This window comes from Maribacter sp. ACAM166 (assembly GCF_005771495.1).
Lineage (GTDB): Bacteria > Bacteroidota > Bacteroidia > Flavobacteriales > Flavobacteriaceae > Maribacter.
The window spans coordinates 20,853-40,705 of record NZ_VAUW01000015.1; the positions used below are offsets into that span (position 1 = coordinate 20,853).

The following is a 19,853-nucleotide window of genomic DNA, read 5'->3' on the forward strand; positions in this document are numbered from 1 at the left end:
GAACTTACTTAAATATTCCGTTTGGAAAAACAACAGGACTTTCAAATCCATTTTCACCTACAGTTGACACACCAAAGAAGTAATTATCAATAACAATACCATCTAAGGTAAATTCTGTTAGGTTGCCCACATATCGGCTATAATCCCAAGTAGGGGAGGTGGTATCCCTCCAGTATATTTTATATCCTTTTGCACCTACAACCTTACTCCATTGAAACTTGGCAGCTGGTTCGACAATCCCACCTATTTTAACCGTAGTTGGCGATGGTGGGGCCCAAGCTAATGATGCTAGATTTATTGCATTAACCGCAGTAAGTTTAGCAGCATATTTAAAATTAACGTGTTCTAAGACATCACCATACGCAATACCGTCCTCAACCCGAATATCTTGATGTTGCTGCGTATAATTTTCATGGGCTTCCATAATACGTATCCCTGGAAAACCAGCATCGTTAAAAGGTCTATGATGTCCGCCTCTTCCAAAACGATCTAAACGATAAATCATCATTGGGTTCATTTCTGGCATGTAATGTTTTACATTTTTATGCACGTAACGCGCAAGTTGTCTTGAAACGCCATCAACTTCACCACCATAAAAACGTCTGGCTTTTCGTTGCTCTTCTGTTTCGGTTGGAGGCACAGGTTCTGAGAAAATTCTAAAATCAACGTTACTTACTATACCATCTACACCAGTGATATTTCCTATCATATCATTATTGAAAATACCGATGATTTCCCAACCTTGATTTTTGGCATATTGTGCAACTCCGCCTCCGCCAAATAGACCTTGTTCTTCGCCAGATAGACCCATATAAATAATACTATTTTCGAACGTATACTTAGAAAGTACACGTGCAGCCTCTAGCGTACCTGCCATGCCACTGGCATTGTCATTTGCGCCTGGTGAATCATCGGTGAAATTGGTCGGGTTACTTACCCTTGAATCAATATCACCACTCATGATAATATAACGATTAGGATATTTAGTCCCTTTCTGAATAGCTAGTACATTGACCACTTCTACATCTTTTACAATGCGTTCATTAGCTCCTTTTTTAATCAAATCTTTTTGATAAATAACGTTTAGACAGCTATTACAATCGCTTGATGTTTTTTCAAATTCACTTTTAATCCACCTTCTAGCTGCACCAATTCCTCTCGTTTGGGAAATAGTATCACTTAAGGTGTGTCTTGTCCCAAAATTGGCCAATTTAGTAATGTCATGTTCTATACGTTCTGCAGAAACCGCATTTATAATATCATAAATACGCTGATCAGATTGTGCAGATAGTATAAACGTTGTAGTCAGAAGACCAAAAAGGAGCAATTTTTTCATTTTAATTTGATTTATATTTTTTGAATAACTAAGAACGGAAAGCCCATACTAAGGCCCTTAAATAACACATCTAAGATAAGGCAAGAACTTTGTTTTATCTTGTCTTAAAAAAGCCAATACCATCGACTATAATCCTACAAAAGCAAAAATCGTAAAATATCTTTTACAGAACAATAAATCAAGGGTGTTTTTCAATTGATTTTTCTTTTTAAACACTTCTTAGTGTAGATTCTCAGAAAGTAAATAAGTAGTGCTTTATAGTTACCCAAACTTTCTACTTAGCAAGTTCCAGACTCCAAATATAGGTCCTACGGTCAATACTATAAATAGAACTTCGATAGGGAGTACATTTTGAAGAAATCCTAAAAGTTGAATACTAAAAATAGTTATAGTGAACCCAATGCAATTCACCAACGTAAGCGCCGTGCCTTTTAATTCTGGTGCTACCGAAGTAGCAACAAGATTTGAAAATTGGGGAGAGTCAGCAGTCACGGCTATTCCCCATATACACCATCCAAATAAAAACAAATCGGTGGATAAGGAAAAAAGCATAGGCGAAATCAAACAGAGAAACCCTGATGTTGAAAGCGCAATTAAAGCAACTTTTTGACTTCCTATTTTTTGGGAAAGTAAACCGCCTATCACACATGACGCACCGCCTAAGGCAATAACGATTCCTGTCCATAGTGATACGGAAATTTCCCCACTCGTTTGTATATTGAACCATTTGATGGCCACTGGGGTAAATGCCCAAAACGCATATAATTCCCACATATGACCGAAATATCCGAAGGCTGCTTTTCTAAACTTGGAATTTCTAAAAAGCCGTGGACCTGAGCTTAATTTCAGCGTTGAACTTGCTACACGATAGGGACCATTGGGAACTAAAATAAACATGAGAATACCGCCTAAAGCGGTAATTGCAGAGGTTACTTTAATGACGCTATTCGGCTAATCCCCCAGTAGAGTTCCATTGATTAAGAATGGAAAAGCTGTTCCTAAAACTAACGCTCCTACCAGAAAACCTAGCGCTTTGCCCAGACCTTTTTTGTAATAATCTGCAGCTATTTTCATTCCTATAGGATATATTCCAGCGAGGAAGAAGCCAGTGCTAAACCGCGCAATTATGAGGCCCGATAAATTTAAATTCGGAAAAATTAGGCACAGATTTGAAAGCGAGGCTAAAAACGCACAAATCATAAATACTCGGGCAGGAGAGTACCGGTCTGCTACCATGAGAATACCAAACAATAATGTTCCTAAAATAAAACCGAATTGAACAGATGATAACACATAACCTATTATTCCACCGCCTAGGTCTAAAGTTGTTGCCAACGACTCTAAAATAGCGTTCCCCGCAAACCACGTTGATGTACATGCGAATTGGGTAAGAATTATAATCGGTAGTATATGTGATTTTTGCTTCACATGAATGCCATTCGTACTATTAATATGAAAATTAAACCTAAACTATTCATGTTAGTGAAAATCAGCAAATCTGGCTAAAATATCACGTACATTTTTAGTGTTATCTACAAAATAACGGGCCTGTGTTTTTTGTCGACCTACCTTCACTGTTACGGATTCTTCCGGTAACTCTTGGAACATGAATTCATCTGTCCAATCATCACCTATTGCGAATACAAAATCATATTCATGTTCAGTGTAAACGCGCATAGAAGCACGACCTTTATTAACATTACTACTCTTTATTTCCATTACCTTGTTTCCATTTAAAACACTTAGGTCATCATTAGCAATAAGACTTGTAAGTACGGTATTTAACTCTACCGCCCTCTTTTGTCCGAAATCTGGATCTGTCTTTCTGTAGTGCCATGCTAACGAATAATTTTTCACTTCAATAAAGCTACCTGGCGTGCGATCCACAAATGATTCTAAAACAGGTAATATTTTTTCCATCCAATCTTTCTTCACATTTTCGAGCATTCTAAATTCTTCACCTCCCTGTGAAATCCACACCCCATGCTCTACAATCATGTTATACTTTTTGGGTAGGAACCATTTTGTAAATGTTTCTTTATCCCTGCCACTAATCAAATACATATCCGTATTTTCTTGTGCGGATATTTTATCTAACAATTTATATAAGGCTTCATCTGGCGATGCTTTTTGCGGGTCATTATGAAAACTAGCAAGGGTACCGTCATAATCCAAGAATACCAATCTTCTTTTGGCTTTCTTGTACTTTTTCATAATTACGTTCATCACATCTACGGATAAACGACTTGATATATAGCTTTGATCTTTATGCTTTTGATTAACCAAAGAATTCATAAAGTCATTGGCCCATTTCTCTACATTATAGCGCTCCAACCTTTTTTGTAATATTGTATTTCTAGCTATTTGTTCTTCTTTCGGCATGTTTATAGCTTCATTCAATGAATCTGCTATCTGCTCAAAGTTATTAGGGTTAATCAAAAGTGACTCGTTCATTTCATTTGCCGAACCTGCCATTTCACTTAATATTAATACACCGGTTTTGTCGGTTCTTGTAGCTATGTACTCTTTGGCTACTAAATTCATTCCATCTCTTATGGGTGTTAACAACGCAATATCTGATGAAGTATATAAATCAATAAGATTTTCGAAGGGCATTGATCTGTAGAAATACCAAATTGGTGTCCAGCTAACTGTAGAAAGTTCTCCATTTATACGACCAACTAATTCATCAATTTCCCTTTTCAATAATTGATACTGGGGTACGTTCGATCTTGAAGGTACCGCAAGAATGATAAGGCGAACTTTTTCCTTATACTGAGGGTATTTATTGAGAAAGTATTCAAATGCCTTAAGCCGTTTGGCAATACCTTTGGTGTAATCCAATCGGTCGATGGATAAAAAGAATTTTGCATCGGGCGCAGACTTTTTATGCGTATCCAATCGCTTTTGTAATTCTGATTTTTGATCTTCACTTCGTTGTGAATGCTCTTTGGCTGCATCACTAAATTTTTTATAATCGATTCCCATTGGAAAAGAATCAACTTTAATGACCCTATCTTCTAAATAGATATCGTTGAAACTCACCTCCAATCCTAATAATCGCCTCACTGAACTAAGAAAATGACGTTCATAGTCATACGTGTGAAAACCAATTAAATTTGAACCTAAAAGTCCTAATAGAACTTCACGACGCCATGGCAGTGTTCTAAAAATCTCATAGGATGGGAATGGAATATGCAAAAAGAAACCAATAGAAATATCTGGTCGTACTGCTCGAACCATTTGGGGCACTAACATTAACTGATAGTCATGTATCCAAATAGTATCATCATTATCCGCTTTTTTTAAAATAGCATCGGCAAATTTTTGATTTACCTTTTTATAGATTTCCCAGCTCTCCAATTCAAATTCAGAATACTCCAAGAAATAGTGGAATAAAGGCCATATGGTTCTATTGCTAAATCCGTAATAAAAACCATCAACCTCTTTTTCATTTAAGTTGACTTTAGAAGAGCCATGTTCTGCTAAAGCACTATCTATTTTAGGGGCTAATTCTTCAGGTATTTCTTCATCGGTGAGGCCACTCCAACCAATCCACAGGCTATCACCACCTGAATGAACAGATTTCATACCAGTAGCCAAACCACCTACACTTGGCACTGCAGTGATATCACCATTACTAATTTGTAATTGAACTGGTAGTCTATTTGAGATAATGATAGTTTTAGCCATAAAAGAGATTTATTTACTTCTTCTTGATAATTATTTATCTAAATTTCGGAAAAAAGGAGGGTAAAAGCAATGGAAACCTCATATGAATTAAGATTTTTATTAAATGGATAATTTAGATTACGGAATTATAGGGAATTGTAAAAGTGCGGCTTTAATTTCAAAAACAGGGAGCATAGATTGGTGTTGTTTGCCAGAATTTGATAGTCCATCTATTTTTGCAAAAATATTGGATGAAGAAATAGGAGGTAGTTTTGAAATTAGGGTAGACAATACGTATGTTATATCTCAAAAATATGAACCTTTCACTACAATATTAATAACGTCTTTTAAATCAGGAGAAGATCATTTTGAAATACATGATTTTATGCCACGTTATAGAAAGGAAGGAAATACTTATCATGCCCCACCAGAATTAATCAGATATTTCAAACATGTGTCGGGTGTGCCTAAGTTTTCAGTTGTACATGACCCCAAGCTTGAATATGCTCTTGGTAAAACCGAATCTTTTATAAAAAAGGATTTTATAGCAAGTCTTACCCATGAAGTAAAATTCGATACTATTTTTCTTTACTCATCCTTTGATAAGAAAACTATTGTAAACAATACTCAAATTGAGCTGAAAGAGGATGGTTTTATTTTAATTGGTTATAATGAAAAGTTATTGTTGCCCACCACTGAACGTGCGTATTTAGATTTACAAAATACGAGAGTGTATTGGTTAAACTGGTCCAACTTAACACCAACATATAAAAAGTTTAACGAAGAAATATCAAGAAGTGCCTTAACCTTAAAATTGTTGAGTTATGACAAGACAGGTGCGGTTTTGGCAGCAGTGACTACTTCCTTACCAGAAACTATTGGAGAAGTACGTAATTGGGATTATCGCTTCTGTTGGATTCGTGATGCATCAATGGTTATTAAAGTGGTTTCAGAATTAGGACATAAAAATGTTGCAAAGCGATATCTACAGTTCATTATTGATTTGATACCTGATAAGGCCGAGAAACTGCAAATCATGTATGGTATCAATAAGGAAAAGAAGTTAACTGAAGTAACCTTAGATCATCTTGCAGGTTATAAGGGTTCTAAGCCTGTTCGTGTCGGTAATGCAGCTTATCATCAAAAACAGAATGACATCTATGGTATTTTAATGGATGTAATTTATGAGCAAATGGTGAAATTTAGCGTCGACATTGATAATGGTGAAGACCTGTGGGCAATTACAAAAGGTATTGTCTGGATTGTAAGTAATAATTGGAAAGATGCTGATAAAGGAATTTGGGAATTCCGGACAGAGGATAGACACTTTACCTTCTCTAAAGTATTGTGTTGGACTGCATTAGATAGAGCTATTAAGGTAGCAGAAATGCTAGGAAAAAAACATAAAATTAAGAAATGGGAACCCATACGTTCTGAAATTTGGCAAGATATTTATGATAATGCCTGGAATGAAGAAGTAGGTGCATACACCCAATCGTATGGGTCAAAAGACTTGGATGCCTCTGTATTGCTAATGGAGTCTTACGGGTGTGTGAATGCCAAAGACGAACGTTATGTTCGTACGGTACATGCAATTGGTAAAGAATTGAGTAATGATGGACTTCTGTACCGCTATAAGAACGAAGATGACTTCGGTTTACCATCATCTTCCTTCACGGTATGTACATTTTGGTACATAAACAGCTTGTTTAAAATTGGAGAGCGTAAAAAAGCACTAGAATATTTTGAACGACTTTTAACGTATAGTAATCATTTAGGTCTATTTAGTGAAGATATTGATTTTAAGACCAAAAGATTATTAGGAAACTTCCCTCAGGCATATTCCCATTTGGCATTAATTGAGTGTGCCATTAACTTTTCTAAAAAGGAAAGTGAAGATGCAATGATGGAATCACTAAGGGAATAACATAGTTTTAATCTGATCTAAAGCTTTTATTTAATACGTTAGCTCCTTGAGTGACTTGTAATAGTAAACGAGTTTATGATATTAATATGATGAGTGCAAATTGAAAATTCATACCCATCATTTATCATTTTTATTAAGTCAAGACTTTCGATTTGGTTACTCTTCCTACAGTTAAAAAGGTAAGAGTGTAAAAAGTAAAACCTTGATAGAAGATGGTTTTTTGACCCACATTATCATTGTCCTTTCCTTAAGGTCAATAAATGACACTTCTTTTAGGCAGCCATACAAATGTTGTCTACAAAATATATGGACAATGAACGGGTTGGTTACGATGGCCAACGCAAGGTTGCATGTGAATTTTTTTGCAGAGTATGATTTTTTGTTCAATCGATCAAACAAAATTGCCTTCTAACCATCCGATTATTTTGTGTTACATGAACGGGACACCAGTGTCTTCGGGTGTCAATACTATGTTTTTCTTAGATAATGATTTTGAAATCTACACTACTTATAAAACACATGTAACCTTTTCCGGTTAGGTAAAAATTTAGTATTAAAAAGCATCGTAAATGACTCTTTTTAATTTTATGACGTAGTGAAAAAGATACCCTTAGAAGATGTCCCAGTTTAAGAAAAGAACATTAAAAAAAATAGGATTAAAGTCTTTGCAAGAAATGGAAAAAAAATTTTTTCAGATAAAAAGAACTGTCTTTTTCGATTGTATAATATATCATAGAAATACACAATCTTCCTTGATTGTTCTCTACACAACAGAATAGAGCATTTACACATCTTTAAAATAGGTATAGTACATATTATGTCGGTATAATACTACATTTGATTTTGCTGTAATGTCTGTTTGATATAATCTTAGTATTATAAATAGTCTGCAAAATTTTAACCAATCCATATTTTTAATTACCAAAAAGAATGAAAAAAACCACTGTTTTAACTTTTGTAATTGCCCTTTTATGTTTTTCGGCATCTTGGGCGCAAACTACTGCCACGGTAACTTCGCTTGCGGATGATGGTACTTCTGGCACCTTGCGTTGGGCAATGACTACCGCCAATGCCGATATCAATATCAATGAAATTATTTTCGATTCTGGACTATCTGGCACGCTTACTTTAACCTCCAATCTTCCAAATGTGGCCAGTAATATGGTCATTACAGGTCCTGGCCCTTCAGCTATTAAAATTTCTGGGGATAATCAGTATAAAATGTTTGTTGTCAATACTGGCATTGTGCTGGATATCTCTGGATTCACGGCAACCAAAAGCGCAAGTGAGTACAATAAAGGAAACATTTTCCATGTATCTAGATCTACCGTAAATGCAAGTGATATGGTGTTTACAGGAATTACCAATAGCACGCCATTTGTGTCTTGGGAAGGTAATTCTGCATTAAATATTTCCAATTCTACATTTAACAACAATTCAGCCATTATGTTTAGAAGTGATCATGGTTCTACGCCTAATACAACCTCCGATATTGAAACTGATTACACCAATAGAATAACAGTTACCGGATCTACTTTTAGTTCCAATTCAGGGATAATATTTCGAACAGAACGTTATGTAAAAATTGATGATTGTATTTTTACGGATAATATCAATCAAATTGGAGTTTTTAATGGACTTAATAGGTATCAGGTTTTAAACTCAACCTTTACCAATAATACTGGCTATCAATTATTTTCTTTTTATAGTGCGATAAATAACGGTTGGGGCGCAAGTACCTTAGGAACCAATAACACGCTTTTTGACGGGAATACCTTTACCGGAAATACGGGAACCATTATTAATCCAGGTTGGAGTACTAACAATTACAATAAAACAACCATTTCCAATAATACTTTTGAAAATAATGGAACTAACTATTTAGGGAATCCCATAGTAGTTTCTGGAAATATAGTATCAAATTTTATAACATCCATTATCCATTCACCCAATGATGGAACGGTGTCAGTAACTATGAGCAGGCCTGTTTTTAATTCAGATTTAGGGTCTGGTACTCTGGAAGCCGATGACTTTCAATTTGCACTTTCTGGTGGCAATGCTACCTTGGGTTCTTCGTCACCCACTAGTATATCTGGTAGTGGAAATACCTATGTTTTAGGTATAAATGTTGAGGGTATTATTCATGGAACAGAGGAGCTCACTATATCCCCAATAGATGAAAACTCTATTTATGATTCAGATGCGAATAGCGCTAGTATTGCCCAAGCCAATAGTACAATCAATTTAAATTTTTTGGATGATGATGAGGACGGGGTTGCCAATTACGAGGATGCTTGTCCAGAAACACCTGCAGGTGAAATTGTTGATCCAGATGGGTGTACAGATGTTACCAAGCCACTAACACCAGTAGAAATTACAAGTGTAGCAGGTCTGAATAACATTACCTTAAATTGGACGGCGAATACTGATGATACGAAAGGCTACAGAATATACGGAGGTACTGATGAAAATGCAATGATATTAGTAACAGACCTTAACAACAGTAGTTTTACTGAATATAAACATACGGGTTTAACAGCCAATACTACGTATTATTACCATTTAACCGCCTATGATTTAGCGGGGAATGAAAGTGATTCTAGTCCAATAATTAACAATGTACCCACATTGGCATTTATCTGGGATGGGCCAAAAATCATTGTAGAAAAAATATCCAATACGGATTGGACCGAAGCTGAGAATCAAGATTTTTTAACGGATAATGTAATATTAACAAGAGATATTAATAAAAGCTTGTTCAATATTGCTAAAGAAGCAAGTTACGGTGAAATGGACCACCAATCGCCTTTAGATACCGAATGGGCACGTGGTACCACTGCAGATTTAGGAACACTTAATTTTTCACCTTGGGCAGATGACATGTCGTTTATAGAGTGGTGTCCACCTTGTTTTGAAAATAGAGAATTTGTACTTCATTTAATTTCAGATGATATCTATATTGATGTTAAAATTCTATCATGGGAAGAGGAGTTCAGGGGTGGTGGTTTTAGTTATGAAAGAAGCACGCCTAGTCCAGATGAAGACGGAGATCGAATAAAAGATAGTTTAGATAACTGCTTGGGTACTCCTGAAGGAGAAACGATAGATGTCAACGGTTGTTCAGACTCCCAAAAGGATGCGGATAACGATGGTGTTTCAGACGCTATTGATACCTGTGTCGATACCCCAACAGGAGAAACGGTAGATGCCAACGGATGCTCAGATTCTCAAAAAGATGCAGACAACGATGGTGTTTCCGATGCTATTGATACCTGTGATAATACTCCAACAGGAGAAACTGTAGATGCCAATGGATGTTCAGATTCTCAAAAAGATGCAGATAACGATGGTGTTTTAGACGCTATTGATACCTGTGCCGATACCCCGACAGGAGAAACGGTAGATGTTAACGGTTGTTCAGATTCTCAAATAGATGCGGATAACGATGGTGTCTCAGACGCTATTGATACCTGTGCCGATACCCCGACAGGAGAGACGGTAGATGTTAACGGTTGTTCAGATTCTCAAAAAGATGCAGACAACGATGGTGTTTCTGATGCCATTGATACCTGTGCCGATACTCCAATAGGAGAAACGGTAGATGTTAACGGTTGTTCAGATTCTCAAAAGGATGCCGATAACGATGATGTTTCTGATGCCATTGATACTTGTACTGATACTCCAACAGGAGAAACTGTAGATGTTAACGGTTGTTCAGATTCCCAAAAGGATGCCGATAACGATGGTGTAACTGATGCCATTGATATGTGTCCAAATACTCCAACAGGAGAAACGGTAGACGCTAATGGTTGTTCGGATAGCCAAAAGGATAGTGACTTTGATGGTGTTAGTAACGCTTTAGACATGTGTTCTGATTCTCCCGAAGATGAAGGTGTAGATAGTAATGGTTGCTCAGTTAGTCAAAAAGATACAGATGAGGATGGTGTTCAAGATTCTCTGGACAATTGTCCAAGCCAATTCAACCCGGGTCAGGAAGATAGGGACGGCGATGGCCTGGGTGATGTTTGTGATACCGTAGAACTAAATGTTTCACAATCTTTTACGCCTAATGGAGACGGTATTAATGATACATGGACAATCTATAATATAGAGAATTATCCAAATTCTTTGGTAAGGGTATTTAATTCTTGGGGAAAGGAAGTCTTTTCTGCAAGGAATTACCAAAACGATTGGGATGGACAATTCAAGAACTTAAACAACAAATTACCCGATGCCGGATCATATTATTTCCAGATAGATTTTGATGGAAATAGTAGCGTGGATCAAGATGGATGGTTATACATAACCGGTCTTTAGTAGAACAACCAATTACATAAAACAAACATGAAGAATATAAAAAATATAATTTTAGGTGTAATACTGCTTGGCTGTAGTACACTGTTTTCTCAACAAGAAGGCGTAGTTACTAATTATATATACCATATGAACGCTTTTAACCCCGCTTATGTGGGAGTAAATGGTGAAACGGTTATTACAAGTACATTTAGGCAACAATGGACCGGGATAGAGGATGCACCCAGTACTCAATTAGTTTCATTTGGTACCACTTTGGGCAAGAATTTAGGGATGGGAGTCTCTATATTGAACAGACAGACCTTTGTTGAGAAACAGACATTTACAGCAATCGATTTTTCCTATAGATTAAAAATTTCTGAAAAAGCAGATCTTTACATGGGTTTAAAAGCGGGAGGTAATTTTTATAGTGTGAACACGGCAGGTTTAATGACCTATAATCAAATGGCCGACCCAAATATTTCATCTATATCAAATTTTAATCCGAATATTGGGATCGGGGCTCTTCTTAATATTGATAAATGGCACTTCTCTTTGGCAGTTCCACGTATGTTGTCTACAGACCGTGCAGACAATGAAGATGGTCTGGTTACATTAGCCAAGGCAAGGCCGCATATGTACGCCGTTGTGGGGTATGATTTTATGTTGAATAAATCGAACAAGATTTCCCTTAAACCATCCGCTTTATTGCGTTACGTGAGCGGGGCACCAGTATCTTTGGATATCAACACTATGCTTTCCTTTGATAGTGATTTTGAAATTGGAGCTTCTTATAGAACAGACTCAGCCTTTGCCGGTCTGATAAATTTTAGCATTAAAAAGCGACTCCTAATAGGATATGCTTATGAAGTGAGTACTAGAAAGCAATTGGCTGATATAGGTAATACTAATGAACTGTTACTTAGATTTAAATTTTAACTTAGCTAAGTAATCACATAATTATATAGAATTAAGAGAGGTATTTTAAATACCTCTCTTTTTTTGTACATAATCCAATCTAAGTATAGGTGATCATTTAAGAATTAATTTTTAATGTATTGGGAGATGTTATTAAATTTTAAAACATGTCCATAAATTGTATAAAGAATGAAGCCTATAAGGATTTGTAAGGTATTTTAATATTGAAGATTGGAATGCTTGTATAATTATTGGCCATTAGATAATATATCTTTTGATTCTATTTTTATTTTGTTCAATAATTGCTGTAAATGTACTGTCTTAGTAAAAGGATTCATGACCGTGATACGCATATACTGAATACCATTTAATTTAGTTTGTACAATATAAAATTCGCCATCATGTAAAAGTGCTTGGCGAATTTTTACATTTAATTCGTTGAGGTTTTCGGTATTCAAGCCTGGTTCACAATATCTAAAACAGACAATGTTAGACATTGGTTTTAATGCTAACTCAAAATTAGGTTCCCCTTCTATGAGTTTTGAAAAGACAGCTCCCATATCATATAAACTGGTGACATTGGCATCGAATACTTCTTCACCATATAGTTTTAGTAGGGTAAACCAATGAATGCTCATCATATTTTTTGTGCATTCAAAAGTTCTCTTTCCAGAATTATACCAGTCTTCATGTTCAGAATCTGACAATAAATAATCTGCTTTTTGGCTGAAAGTAGTCTTAGCATGTACTTCATTTTTAAACAGCAAGGCTGTGGTTAGTGCTGGCATCATCATCATTTTATGTCCGTCAATAACAACAGAATCTGCGTTTTCTATTCCTTTTACCGTGTACTTATATTTCTTAGAAAAAATACCGGCTCCACCATGGGCTCCATCAACGTGAAACCATATGTCATGTTCTTTTGCAAAGGAGGAAATAGCTGTCAAATCATCAAAAATTCCCGTAGCGGTAGAAGGTGCACTACCTACAATTGCAAATATTTCAATTCCTTTTTCTTTTGCTTCTTTGAATTTTAACTTTAATAAATCGGTATTCATACGAAACTCTTTAGTAACAGGAATCTTTATAATTCCTTGTTCTCCTAATCCCATAATACGTGCTGCACGGTCTACACAATAATGAGCCTCCGCACTAACCATGATTCCTAACTGAGTTTGGTTACCATTATTCCAAATATCCTGTTTTAAAATAGCCTTTCGAGCACTTAATAATGCTGTAAGATTGGCTAAAGTTCCACCAGAGGTTAAAAACCCACTAGAATTAGTGTTGTAACCTATTTTATCACAAATAATATCAATAACAATACGCTCAATGGCATTTGAAGCCATTCCCATTTCATAAACTGCCGTGCCGTTATTTAATAAGGAACTGATCATTCCTGTAAGCGCAGTAATTGGTGCAGGAGGGCTCACTTGATGGCCTATATAATGGGGATGATGTATATGCGTTGTATGATTGGTAATTTCTTTAAACAGGTCATTTTTATCTCCATGTATAAAAAATTCTCTCCAGAACTGTAATTCTTGATCTGGTTCATTCCATGGGATAGCATTTCTAGATTTTTTATGTAATTTATCGTCTAAATGTGTAGCCAATTGGTCAATAAGAAGATGACCGTTATTTTTAAAATGAGAAGGGTTATATACCTGTTTAAGAAGTTCGTTATTCATGGGTTAAAATTAGTTGCTATAACTAAGCTCACCAAATAAAAAACCGCCCCAATTAGGGCGGTTTATATTCAATTTACCAAACAACAAAAAGGTAATCTGAATTAGTCAAAGGTGTACTCGTTATCAGCGGCTACTTTGTCTGCAATTTGTGTACGCAAAGCCACTATATTCGGATAATTAGTATATTTAGTAAAGCGTTTTAGGCCCATTAGCATCATTCGCTGCTCATCACCTTCGGCAAAAGAAATAATAGCTTCTTTCCCTTTATTTATAATGATTTCTGTTGCATTGAACAAATATAATTTAGACATGGCAATTTGTGTAGCCTGTGCCTCTTCGCCAAATCGTTTCGCATTTTTCTCTGTACGTAATAGGGTAGACTCCGCCATATATACTTCTATAAGTATATCTGAAGCGGCTAACATTAATTGTTGGTGGTTCTCCAATTCAGGTCCGTATTTCTGAACAGCTGATCCGGCAACCATTAAGAATACTTTTTTGAGTCTTTTTAAAATATCTTTTTCCTCAGCAAATAATTCTGAATAATCAGGAGTATCAAAAGAAGGTATTCCCATTAATTCTTCACCTACAGCGGTAGCTGGACCTAAAAGGTCTACATGGCCTTTCATAGCTTTTTTTACAAGCATACCAACAGCCAACATTCTATTGATTTCGTTTGTGCCTTCATAAATACGGGCAATTCTTGAATCTCTCCAAGCAGATTCCATTGGTGTATCTGCACTAAAGCCCATTCCTCCAAATATTTGAATCCCTTCGTCCGTAGTATTTTGACAATCTTCTGAAACTGCAACTTTAAGAATAGAGCATTCAATCGCATATTCTTCAACACCTTTCAATTCTGCATCTTGATGGGAATTTCCTTCAGCTTCTCGAATAGCAATTCGGTCTTCAATATTTTTTGCAGCTCGGTAACAGGCAGATTCATCAGCATAAACACTGGTGGCCATGTCTGCAATTTTAGACTTAATAGCTCCGAAATTCATAATAGGAGTGTTGAACTGAATTCGCTCATTGGCGTATTTTGTAGCTTCATCGATAACCCTTCTCTGAGCATCCAAACAAGCAGCGGCCAATTTTATACGCCCTACGTTTAAAGCATTCATTGCAATTTTAAAACCATTCCCTCTTGTTGAGAGCATATTTTCAATAGAAACTTTTGTTTCGTTAAAAAATACCTGACGGGTAGAGGAGGAGTGAATTCCTAATTTCTTTTCTTCATCACCTAAAGTAATTCCATTTTCAGGATTGTTCTCAACTATGAATCCTGTGATATTTTTATCATCTTCAATTCGTGCAAAAACGATGAACATACTACAGAATCCCGCATTGGAAATCCACATTTTTTGTCCTGTAATACTATATGATTTACCATCGTCAGAAAGAACGGCCTTGGTTTTTCCTGAATTTGCATCAGAACCAGCACCAGGTTCAGTAAGGCAATAGGCTCCAAACCACTCACCAGAAGCTAATCTAGGAACATATTTTTGCTTTTGTTCTTCTGAACCATATAAGGTAATCGGCAAAGTTCCAATTCCTGTATGCGCTCCGAATGCAGTACTAAAAGAACCGGTTGCACCAGAAATATAGTCACATACCAACATGGTAGAAACAAAGCCCATACCCATACCTCCATAAGATTCAGGTACGGCAACACTCAATAAGCCTAACTCACCAGCTTTACGCATACATTCTTCTGTATATGCATAATCTTTCTTTTCAAATCGTTCCCAATGCGCCCAAAGTTCTCTATCAACGAATTCTTTTGTACTGTCACGCATCATGCGTTGCTCTTCGTTCAAATCTTCTAAAGTGAAAACATCTTCACAATTGGTTTCTTTAACAAGGAATTGTCCCCCTCTAAGAATATCTTTATTAACTGTTTCTGTACTCATGTTTAACTTGTATTACGTATATAAAGTAAGAAGTATTAAGTTTTCTTTTAATACCTATTGCATAAATCTTTTTAGTTCAAAAATTCAAATATTCCAGCAGCACCTTGGCCTGTTCCAACACACATGGTCACCATACCATACTGACCCTGCATGTTTCTTTTTCTCATCTCATCGAATAACTGAACGGATAATTTGGCTCCGGTACATCCTAAAGGATGGCCCAATGCAATTGCACCACCGTTTACATTAACGATATTCTTGTCAAGACCAAGTTCTCTAATAACCGCCAATGATTGCGAAGCAAAAGCCTCATTTAATTCAATCAATTTAATAGCATCCTGTTTTAGACCCGCTTGTTTCAATGCTTTTGGCACAGCTGCTACGGGGCCAATTCCCATTATTCTTGGAGGCACCCCTGCAGCAGCATAGTTTACTAAACGTGCAATAGGCTCAAGATTTAATTCTTTTACCATTTCTTCGCTCATTACCATTACAAATGCGGCACCATCACTCATTTGCGATGAATTACCAGCAGTGACACTTCCGCCCGTTGCAAAAACAGGTCTTAATTTGTTCAATATTTCAATTGAAGTACCAGCTCTAGGACCTTCATCTTTGGTTACTGTATATTTTTTAGAAGTTTTTTTTCCATCAGCACCAACATATGTTTCTTCAACTTCAATCGGAACGATTTGGTCTTGAAAACGATCTTCCGCTTGAGCACGTAGTGCTTTCATATGAGAATTATAAGCAAACTCATCTTGATCTTCTCTAGATACCTTGTACTCATTCGCTACCGCTTCCGCAGTATTTCCCATTCCCCAATAATAATCTTCATGACCTGCTTTTACTAAATCGTAATTTAATTCAGTCTTGTAACCTGTCATAGGAACAGAGCTCATACTTTCTGCACCACCGGCAATAATACAATCAGCCATACCTGACTGTATTTTTGCTGTGGCGATACCAATCGTCTCAATTCCTGAAGAACAGAATCTATTTACTGTGACCCCTGGTACATCAACAATGTCAAGTCCCATTAACGAAATTAATCGAGCCATGTTCAATCCTTGAGAACCTTCGGGCATAGCATTACCTACTATGACATCATCGATTCGTTTCTTATCGAAATTAGGCAGTTCTTTCATCATATAGGAGATGGTTTCCGCTGCCAACTCATCAGTACGCTTAAAACGAAACACCCCTTTTGGAGCTTTACCTACTGCTGTTCTATATGCTTTAACTATATATGCTGTTTTCATCTTTTGTAGTATTGAGTATTTAGATTTAAGTATTGAAATTTATAATGTCTTTTGAAATGAATAATTCATTTTTTGAATTTCAATACAAACTTCAATTACTGGTTGTACTTTTTCTTTTGTTATTAAATTTAATTCTATTAATAATATTAATTGCGTCTGTAATTCATAAGCTGAACCATTTGCAATACTTAAAAAATGTTTAAACTCCTTTTGAGAATCTACCAGCTCCTTCAGCTATGTTTGAGGGAATTGATACTAAACATATTTTTATTTGAGAAATTAGTCCAAATTTTTCCTTTTTAGGTAACTCGCTTGCAAGCAGATATACAGACTTAGCTAATTCCATAGCTTTTGTCCATATTTTCAATTCTTCTACTTTATGCATTCTAAACTAATTACTCAATACTAATACCTCATAACTTGAAACAACTAGTTTCTTAGAGGTTTACCGGTTTTCAACATATGTTGAATTCGTTCTAAGGTTTTTCTTTCCGTACAAAGTGAAAGAAAAGCTTCACGTTCTAAATCCAATAGATATTGTTCATTAACCAACGTTGGTTCTGATAAATCACCACCAGCCATTACATAAGCTAATTTATTGGCAATTTTCTTATCGTGTTCACTGATATAGTGGCTCGCTTCCATTGCATCTGTTCCAACTAAGAACATACCTAATGCTTGTTTCCCTAAAACCTTGATATCTGATCGTTTTATGGGTTGGGTATATCCTTGTTCTGCCATTAGTTTGGCGTGAGATTTCGCAGTAGCGATTTGACGGTCCTTATTCACAACCACGATGTCCTTACCATGTTGTAGAATACCTAAGTCATAAGCTTCGTAGGCGGAAGTTGAAACCTTGGCCATACCTATAGTAAGAAAGTACTCTTGTAGAACATTTAGTTCGACATCGTTTTTCTTGAAAGTATCTTGAGCTCGAACGGCAAATTCCTTAGAACCACCTCCCCCAGGTATTACACCAACGCCGAATTCTACAAGACCGATATAGGTTTCTGCAGCAGCAACTACTTTATCTGCATGTAACGAAAGCTCACAACCACCACCTAAGGTCATACCATGTGGAGCGGAAACAGTTGGTATTGAAGAATAACGCATGCGCATCATTGTATCTTGGAACATTTTAATAGCCATATTCAATTCGTCATATTCTTGTTCGACGGCCATCATGAATATCATACCGATGTTTGCACCTACTGAGAAATTGGGAGCTTGATTACCAACTACCAATCCTTGGAAATCTTTTTCGGCTATGTCAATAGCTTTATTTAATCCCGCTAAAACATCGCCACCAATAGTATTCATCTTAGATTGGAATTCTAGGTTAAGAATACCATCACCTAAATCTTCAACAACTACACCGCTATTTTTAAATACTTCTTTAGATTTTCTAATATTATCCAAAATGATAAAAGCATCCTGACCTGGTATTTTTTCCATGGACTTTGATGGAATATCATAAAAATAAGTGCTTCCTTCTTTTATAGAGTAAAAAGAGGTATTACCGCTAGCTTTCATATCATGTACCCATTGTGCAGCTTTATGACCTTCAGCTTCAATGAATTCCAAACCTTTGTCTAGACCGATTGCATCCCAAATTTGAAATGGACCATGCTCCCAGCCAAAACCAGCTTTCATGGCATCATCAATTTTATAAACTTCATCTGATATTTCTGGAATACGATGTGAAACATAAGCGAACAATTGACCGAAACTCTTACGGTAAAATTCACCTGCTTTATCTTTTCCTCCGACTAACACAGAAAAACGATCAATAACTTTATCGATAGTTTTAGTCAATTCTAATGTCGCAAATTTTGCGCTATTTTTAGAACGATATTCCATCGTATCTAAATCTAAGGTCAAAATTTCTGTTGCTCCTTTAGAATCTTTCGTTTTTTTATAGAATCCTTGTCCAGCTTTACTTCCCAACCATTTATTTTCCATCATTGTACTGATGAAATCTGGTAATTTGAACAACTCATGACGTTCATCATCAGAGCAATTATCATAGATACCATTAGCAACATGTACCAACGTATCTAAACCAACAACATCTACCGTTCTAAAGGTGGCCGATTTTGGTCTACCAATTACTGGGCCTGTAAGTTTGTCAACATCTTCTACGGTCATACCCATTTCCTTAACCATATGAAAAAGGCTTTGGATGCTGAAAATTCCGATTCTATTACCAATAAATGCAGGAGTGTCTTTAGCGACTACTGAAGTCTTACCTAAATATTTTTCACCGTACCCATTAAGAAACTCTAATACATTAGAATCAGTTTTTGGACCTGGAATTATTTCAAAAAGTTTAAGATAACGTGCAGGATTAAAAAAGTGTGTACCACAGAAGTGTTTTTGAAAATCTTCACTTCTACCTTCCGACATAAATTTAATCGGAATACCAGAGGTATTGGAAGTAATCAATGTTCCTGGAGTACGGTGTTTTTCAAGATTTTCGAACACTTGTTTTTTAATATCCAAACGTTCTACAACAACCTCAATTATCCAGTCAACTTTGGCCACTTTAGCAATATCATCTTCTATATTACCGGTAGTGATACGACTTGCGAATTTTTGATGATAAATAGGAGAAGGTTTAGATTTTAAGGCTGCTGCCAAAGAATCGTTTACCATTCTATTACGAACAACTTTGTCTTGCAATGTTAATCCCTTTGCTTTTTCTTTATCATTTAGTTCACGTGGAACAATATCTAACAATAAAACCTCTACGCCAATATTAGCAAAATGACAGGCTATACCGCTACCCATAATTCCCGAACCAATTACCGCTACTTTTTTAATGTGCTTGTTCATCTACTT

11 protein-coding genes and 1 pseudogene are annotated in these 19,853 nt (G+C 36.1%); 3 read left to right on the top strand and 9 right to left on the bottom strand.

Going from position 1 to position 19,853, the window contains the following annotated elements:
- Positions 1–4 precede the first annotated feature (4 nt).
- The 4 genes from ES765_RS11695 to ES765_RS11705 all read right to left on the bottom strand — a co-directional run bounded on the left by ES765_RS11695 (position 5) and on the right by ES765_RS11705 (position 5,029).
- Complete coding sequence (locus ES765_RS11695; RefSeq protein ID WP_138114507.1) at positions 5–1,336, bottom strand: M28 family peptidase; 1,332 nt, start codon at positions 1,334–1,336, stop codon at positions 5–7.
- 261 nt (positions 1,337–1,597) lie between these two features.
- Positions 1,598–2,233, bottom strand: coding sequence for a hypothetical protein (locus ES765_RS22710; RefSeq protein ID WP_317131412.1), 636 nt, complete (start codon positions 2,231–2,233; stop codon positions 1,598–1,600).
- 54 nt (positions 2,234–2,287) lie between these two features.
- Positions 2,288–2,764, bottom strand: coding sequence for an MFS transporter (locus tag ES765_RS22715; protein ID WP_317131413.1), 477 nt, complete (start codon positions 2,762–2,764; stop codon positions 2,288–2,290).
- A gap of 51 nt (positions 2,765–2,815) precedes the next feature.
- The gene (locus ES765_RS11705) at positions 2,816–5,029 is read right to left on the bottom strand and encodes a bifunctional alpha,alpha-trehalose-phosphate synthase (UDP-forming)/trehalose-phosphatase (RefSeq protein ID WP_138114508.1); all 2,214 of its coding nucleotides are present in this window, start codon (positions 5,027–5,029) and stop codon (positions 2,816–2,818) included.
- A gap of 103 nt (positions 5,030–5,132) precedes the next feature.
- Here ES765_RS11705 and ES765_RS11710 point away from each other — a divergent pair, with 103 nt between their 5' ends.
- The 3 genes from ES765_RS11710 (at position 5,133) to ES765_RS11720 (ending at position 12,167) form a co-directional block, all read left to right on the top strand.
- Entirely contained in the window at positions 5,133–6,935 is a 1,803-nt protein-coding gene (locus ES765_RS11710) for a glycoside hydrolase family 15 protein (RefSeq protein WP_138114509.1), read from the top strand.
- A 930-nt stretch (positions 6,936–7,865) separates the two neighbouring features.
- Positions 7,866–11,252: a thrombospondin type 3 repeat-containing protein gene (locus tag ES765_RS22720; protein WP_138114510.1), complete on the top strand. Its 3,387-nt coding sequence runs from the start codon at positions 7,866–7,868 to the stop codon at positions 11,250–11,252.
- Between the two features lie 27 nt (positions 11,253–11,279).
- Positions 11,280–12,167, top strand: coding sequence for a type IX secretion system membrane protein PorP/SprF (locus tag ES765_RS11720; protein WP_138114511.1), 888 nt, complete (start codon positions 11,280–11,282; stop codon positions 12,165–12,167).
- 227 nt (positions 12,168–12,394) lie between these two features.
- On the opposite strand, the gene ES765_RS11725 is transcribed toward ES765_RS11720, so the two are convergent.
- The 5 genes and pseudogenes from ES765_RS11725 to ES765_RS11745 all read right to left on the bottom strand — a co-directional run bounded on the left by ES765_RS11725 (position 12,395) and on the right by ES765_RS11745 (position 19,847).
- The gene (locus ES765_RS11725; protein ID WP_138114512.1) at positions 12,395–13,837 is read right to left on the bottom strand and encodes a pyridoxal phosphate-dependent decarboxylase family protein; all 1,443 of its coding nucleotides are present in this window, start codon (positions 13,835–13,837) and stop codon (positions 12,395–12,397) included.
- A 101-nt stretch (positions 13,838–13,938) separates the two neighbouring features.
- The gene (locus ES765_RS11730; protein WP_138114513.1) at positions 13,939–15,750 is read right to left on the bottom strand and encodes an acyl-CoA dehydrogenase family protein; all 1,812 of its coding nucleotides are present in this window, start codon (positions 15,748–15,750) and stop codon (positions 13,939–13,941) included.
- Positions 15,751–15,821: 71 nt separating this feature from the next.
- Positions 15,822–17,012: an acetyl-CoA C-acyltransferase gene (locus ES765_RS11735; RefSeq protein WP_138114514.1), complete on the bottom strand. Its 1,191-nt coding sequence runs from the start codon at positions 17,010–17,012 to the stop codon at positions 15,822–15,824.
- A 39-nt stretch (positions 17,013–17,051) separates the two neighbouring features.
- Positions 17,052–17,397 (bottom strand): annotated as a pseudogene (locus tag ES765_RS11740) (four helix bundle protein).
- Between the two features lie 44 nt (positions 17,398–17,441).
- On the bottom strand, positions 17,442–19,847 hold the full coding sequence (locus ES765_RS11745) for a 3-hydroxyacyl-CoA dehydrogenase/enoyl-CoA hydratase family protein (protein WP_138114515.1): 2,406 nt from the start codon (positions 19,845–19,847) through the stop codon (positions 17,442–17,444).
- Between the last annotated feature and the right edge of the window lie 6 nt (positions 19,848–19,853).

Bases quoted from the DNA above. Each gene is read 5' to 3' on its own strand.
- ES765_RS11695 (WP_138114507.1), bottom strand. From the start codon at position 1,336: ATGAAAAAATTGCTCCTTTTTGGTCTTCTGACTACAACGTTTATACTA.
- ES765_RS22710 (WP_317131412.1), bottom strand. From the start codon at position 2,233: ATGTTTATTTTAGTTCCCAATGGTCCCTATCGTGTAGCAAGTTCAACG.
- ES765_RS11705 (WP_138114508.1), bottom strand. From the start codon at position 5,029: ATGGCTAAAACTATCATTATCTCAAATAGACTACCAGTTCAATTACAA.
- ES765_RS11710 (WP_138114509.1), top strand. From the start codon at position 5,133: ATGGATAATTTAGATTACGGAATTATAGGGAATTGTAAAAGTGCGGCT.
- ES765_RS22720 (WP_138114510.1), top strand. From the start codon at position 7,866: ATGAAAAAAACCACTGTTTTAACTTTTGTAATTGCCCTTTTATGTTTT.
- ES765_RS11720 (WP_138114511.1), top strand. From the start codon at position 11,280: ATGAAGAATATAAAAAATATAATTTTAGGTGTAATACTGCTTGGCTGT.
- ES765_RS11725 (WP_138114512.1), bottom strand. From the start codon at position 13,837: ATGAATAACGAACTTCTTAAACAGGTATATAACCCTTCTCATTTTAAA.
- ES765_RS11730 (WP_138114513.1), bottom strand. From the start codon at position 15,750: ATGAGTACAGAAACAGTTAATAAAGATATTCTTAGAGGGGGACAATTC.
- ES765_RS11735 (WP_138114514.1), bottom strand. From the start codon at position 17,012: ATGAAAACAGCATATATAGTTAAAGCATATAGAACAGCAGTAGGTAAA.
- ES765_RS11745 (WP_138114515.1), bottom strand. From the start codon at position 19,847: ATGAACAAGCACATTAAAAAAGTAGCGGTAATTGGTTCGGGAATTATG.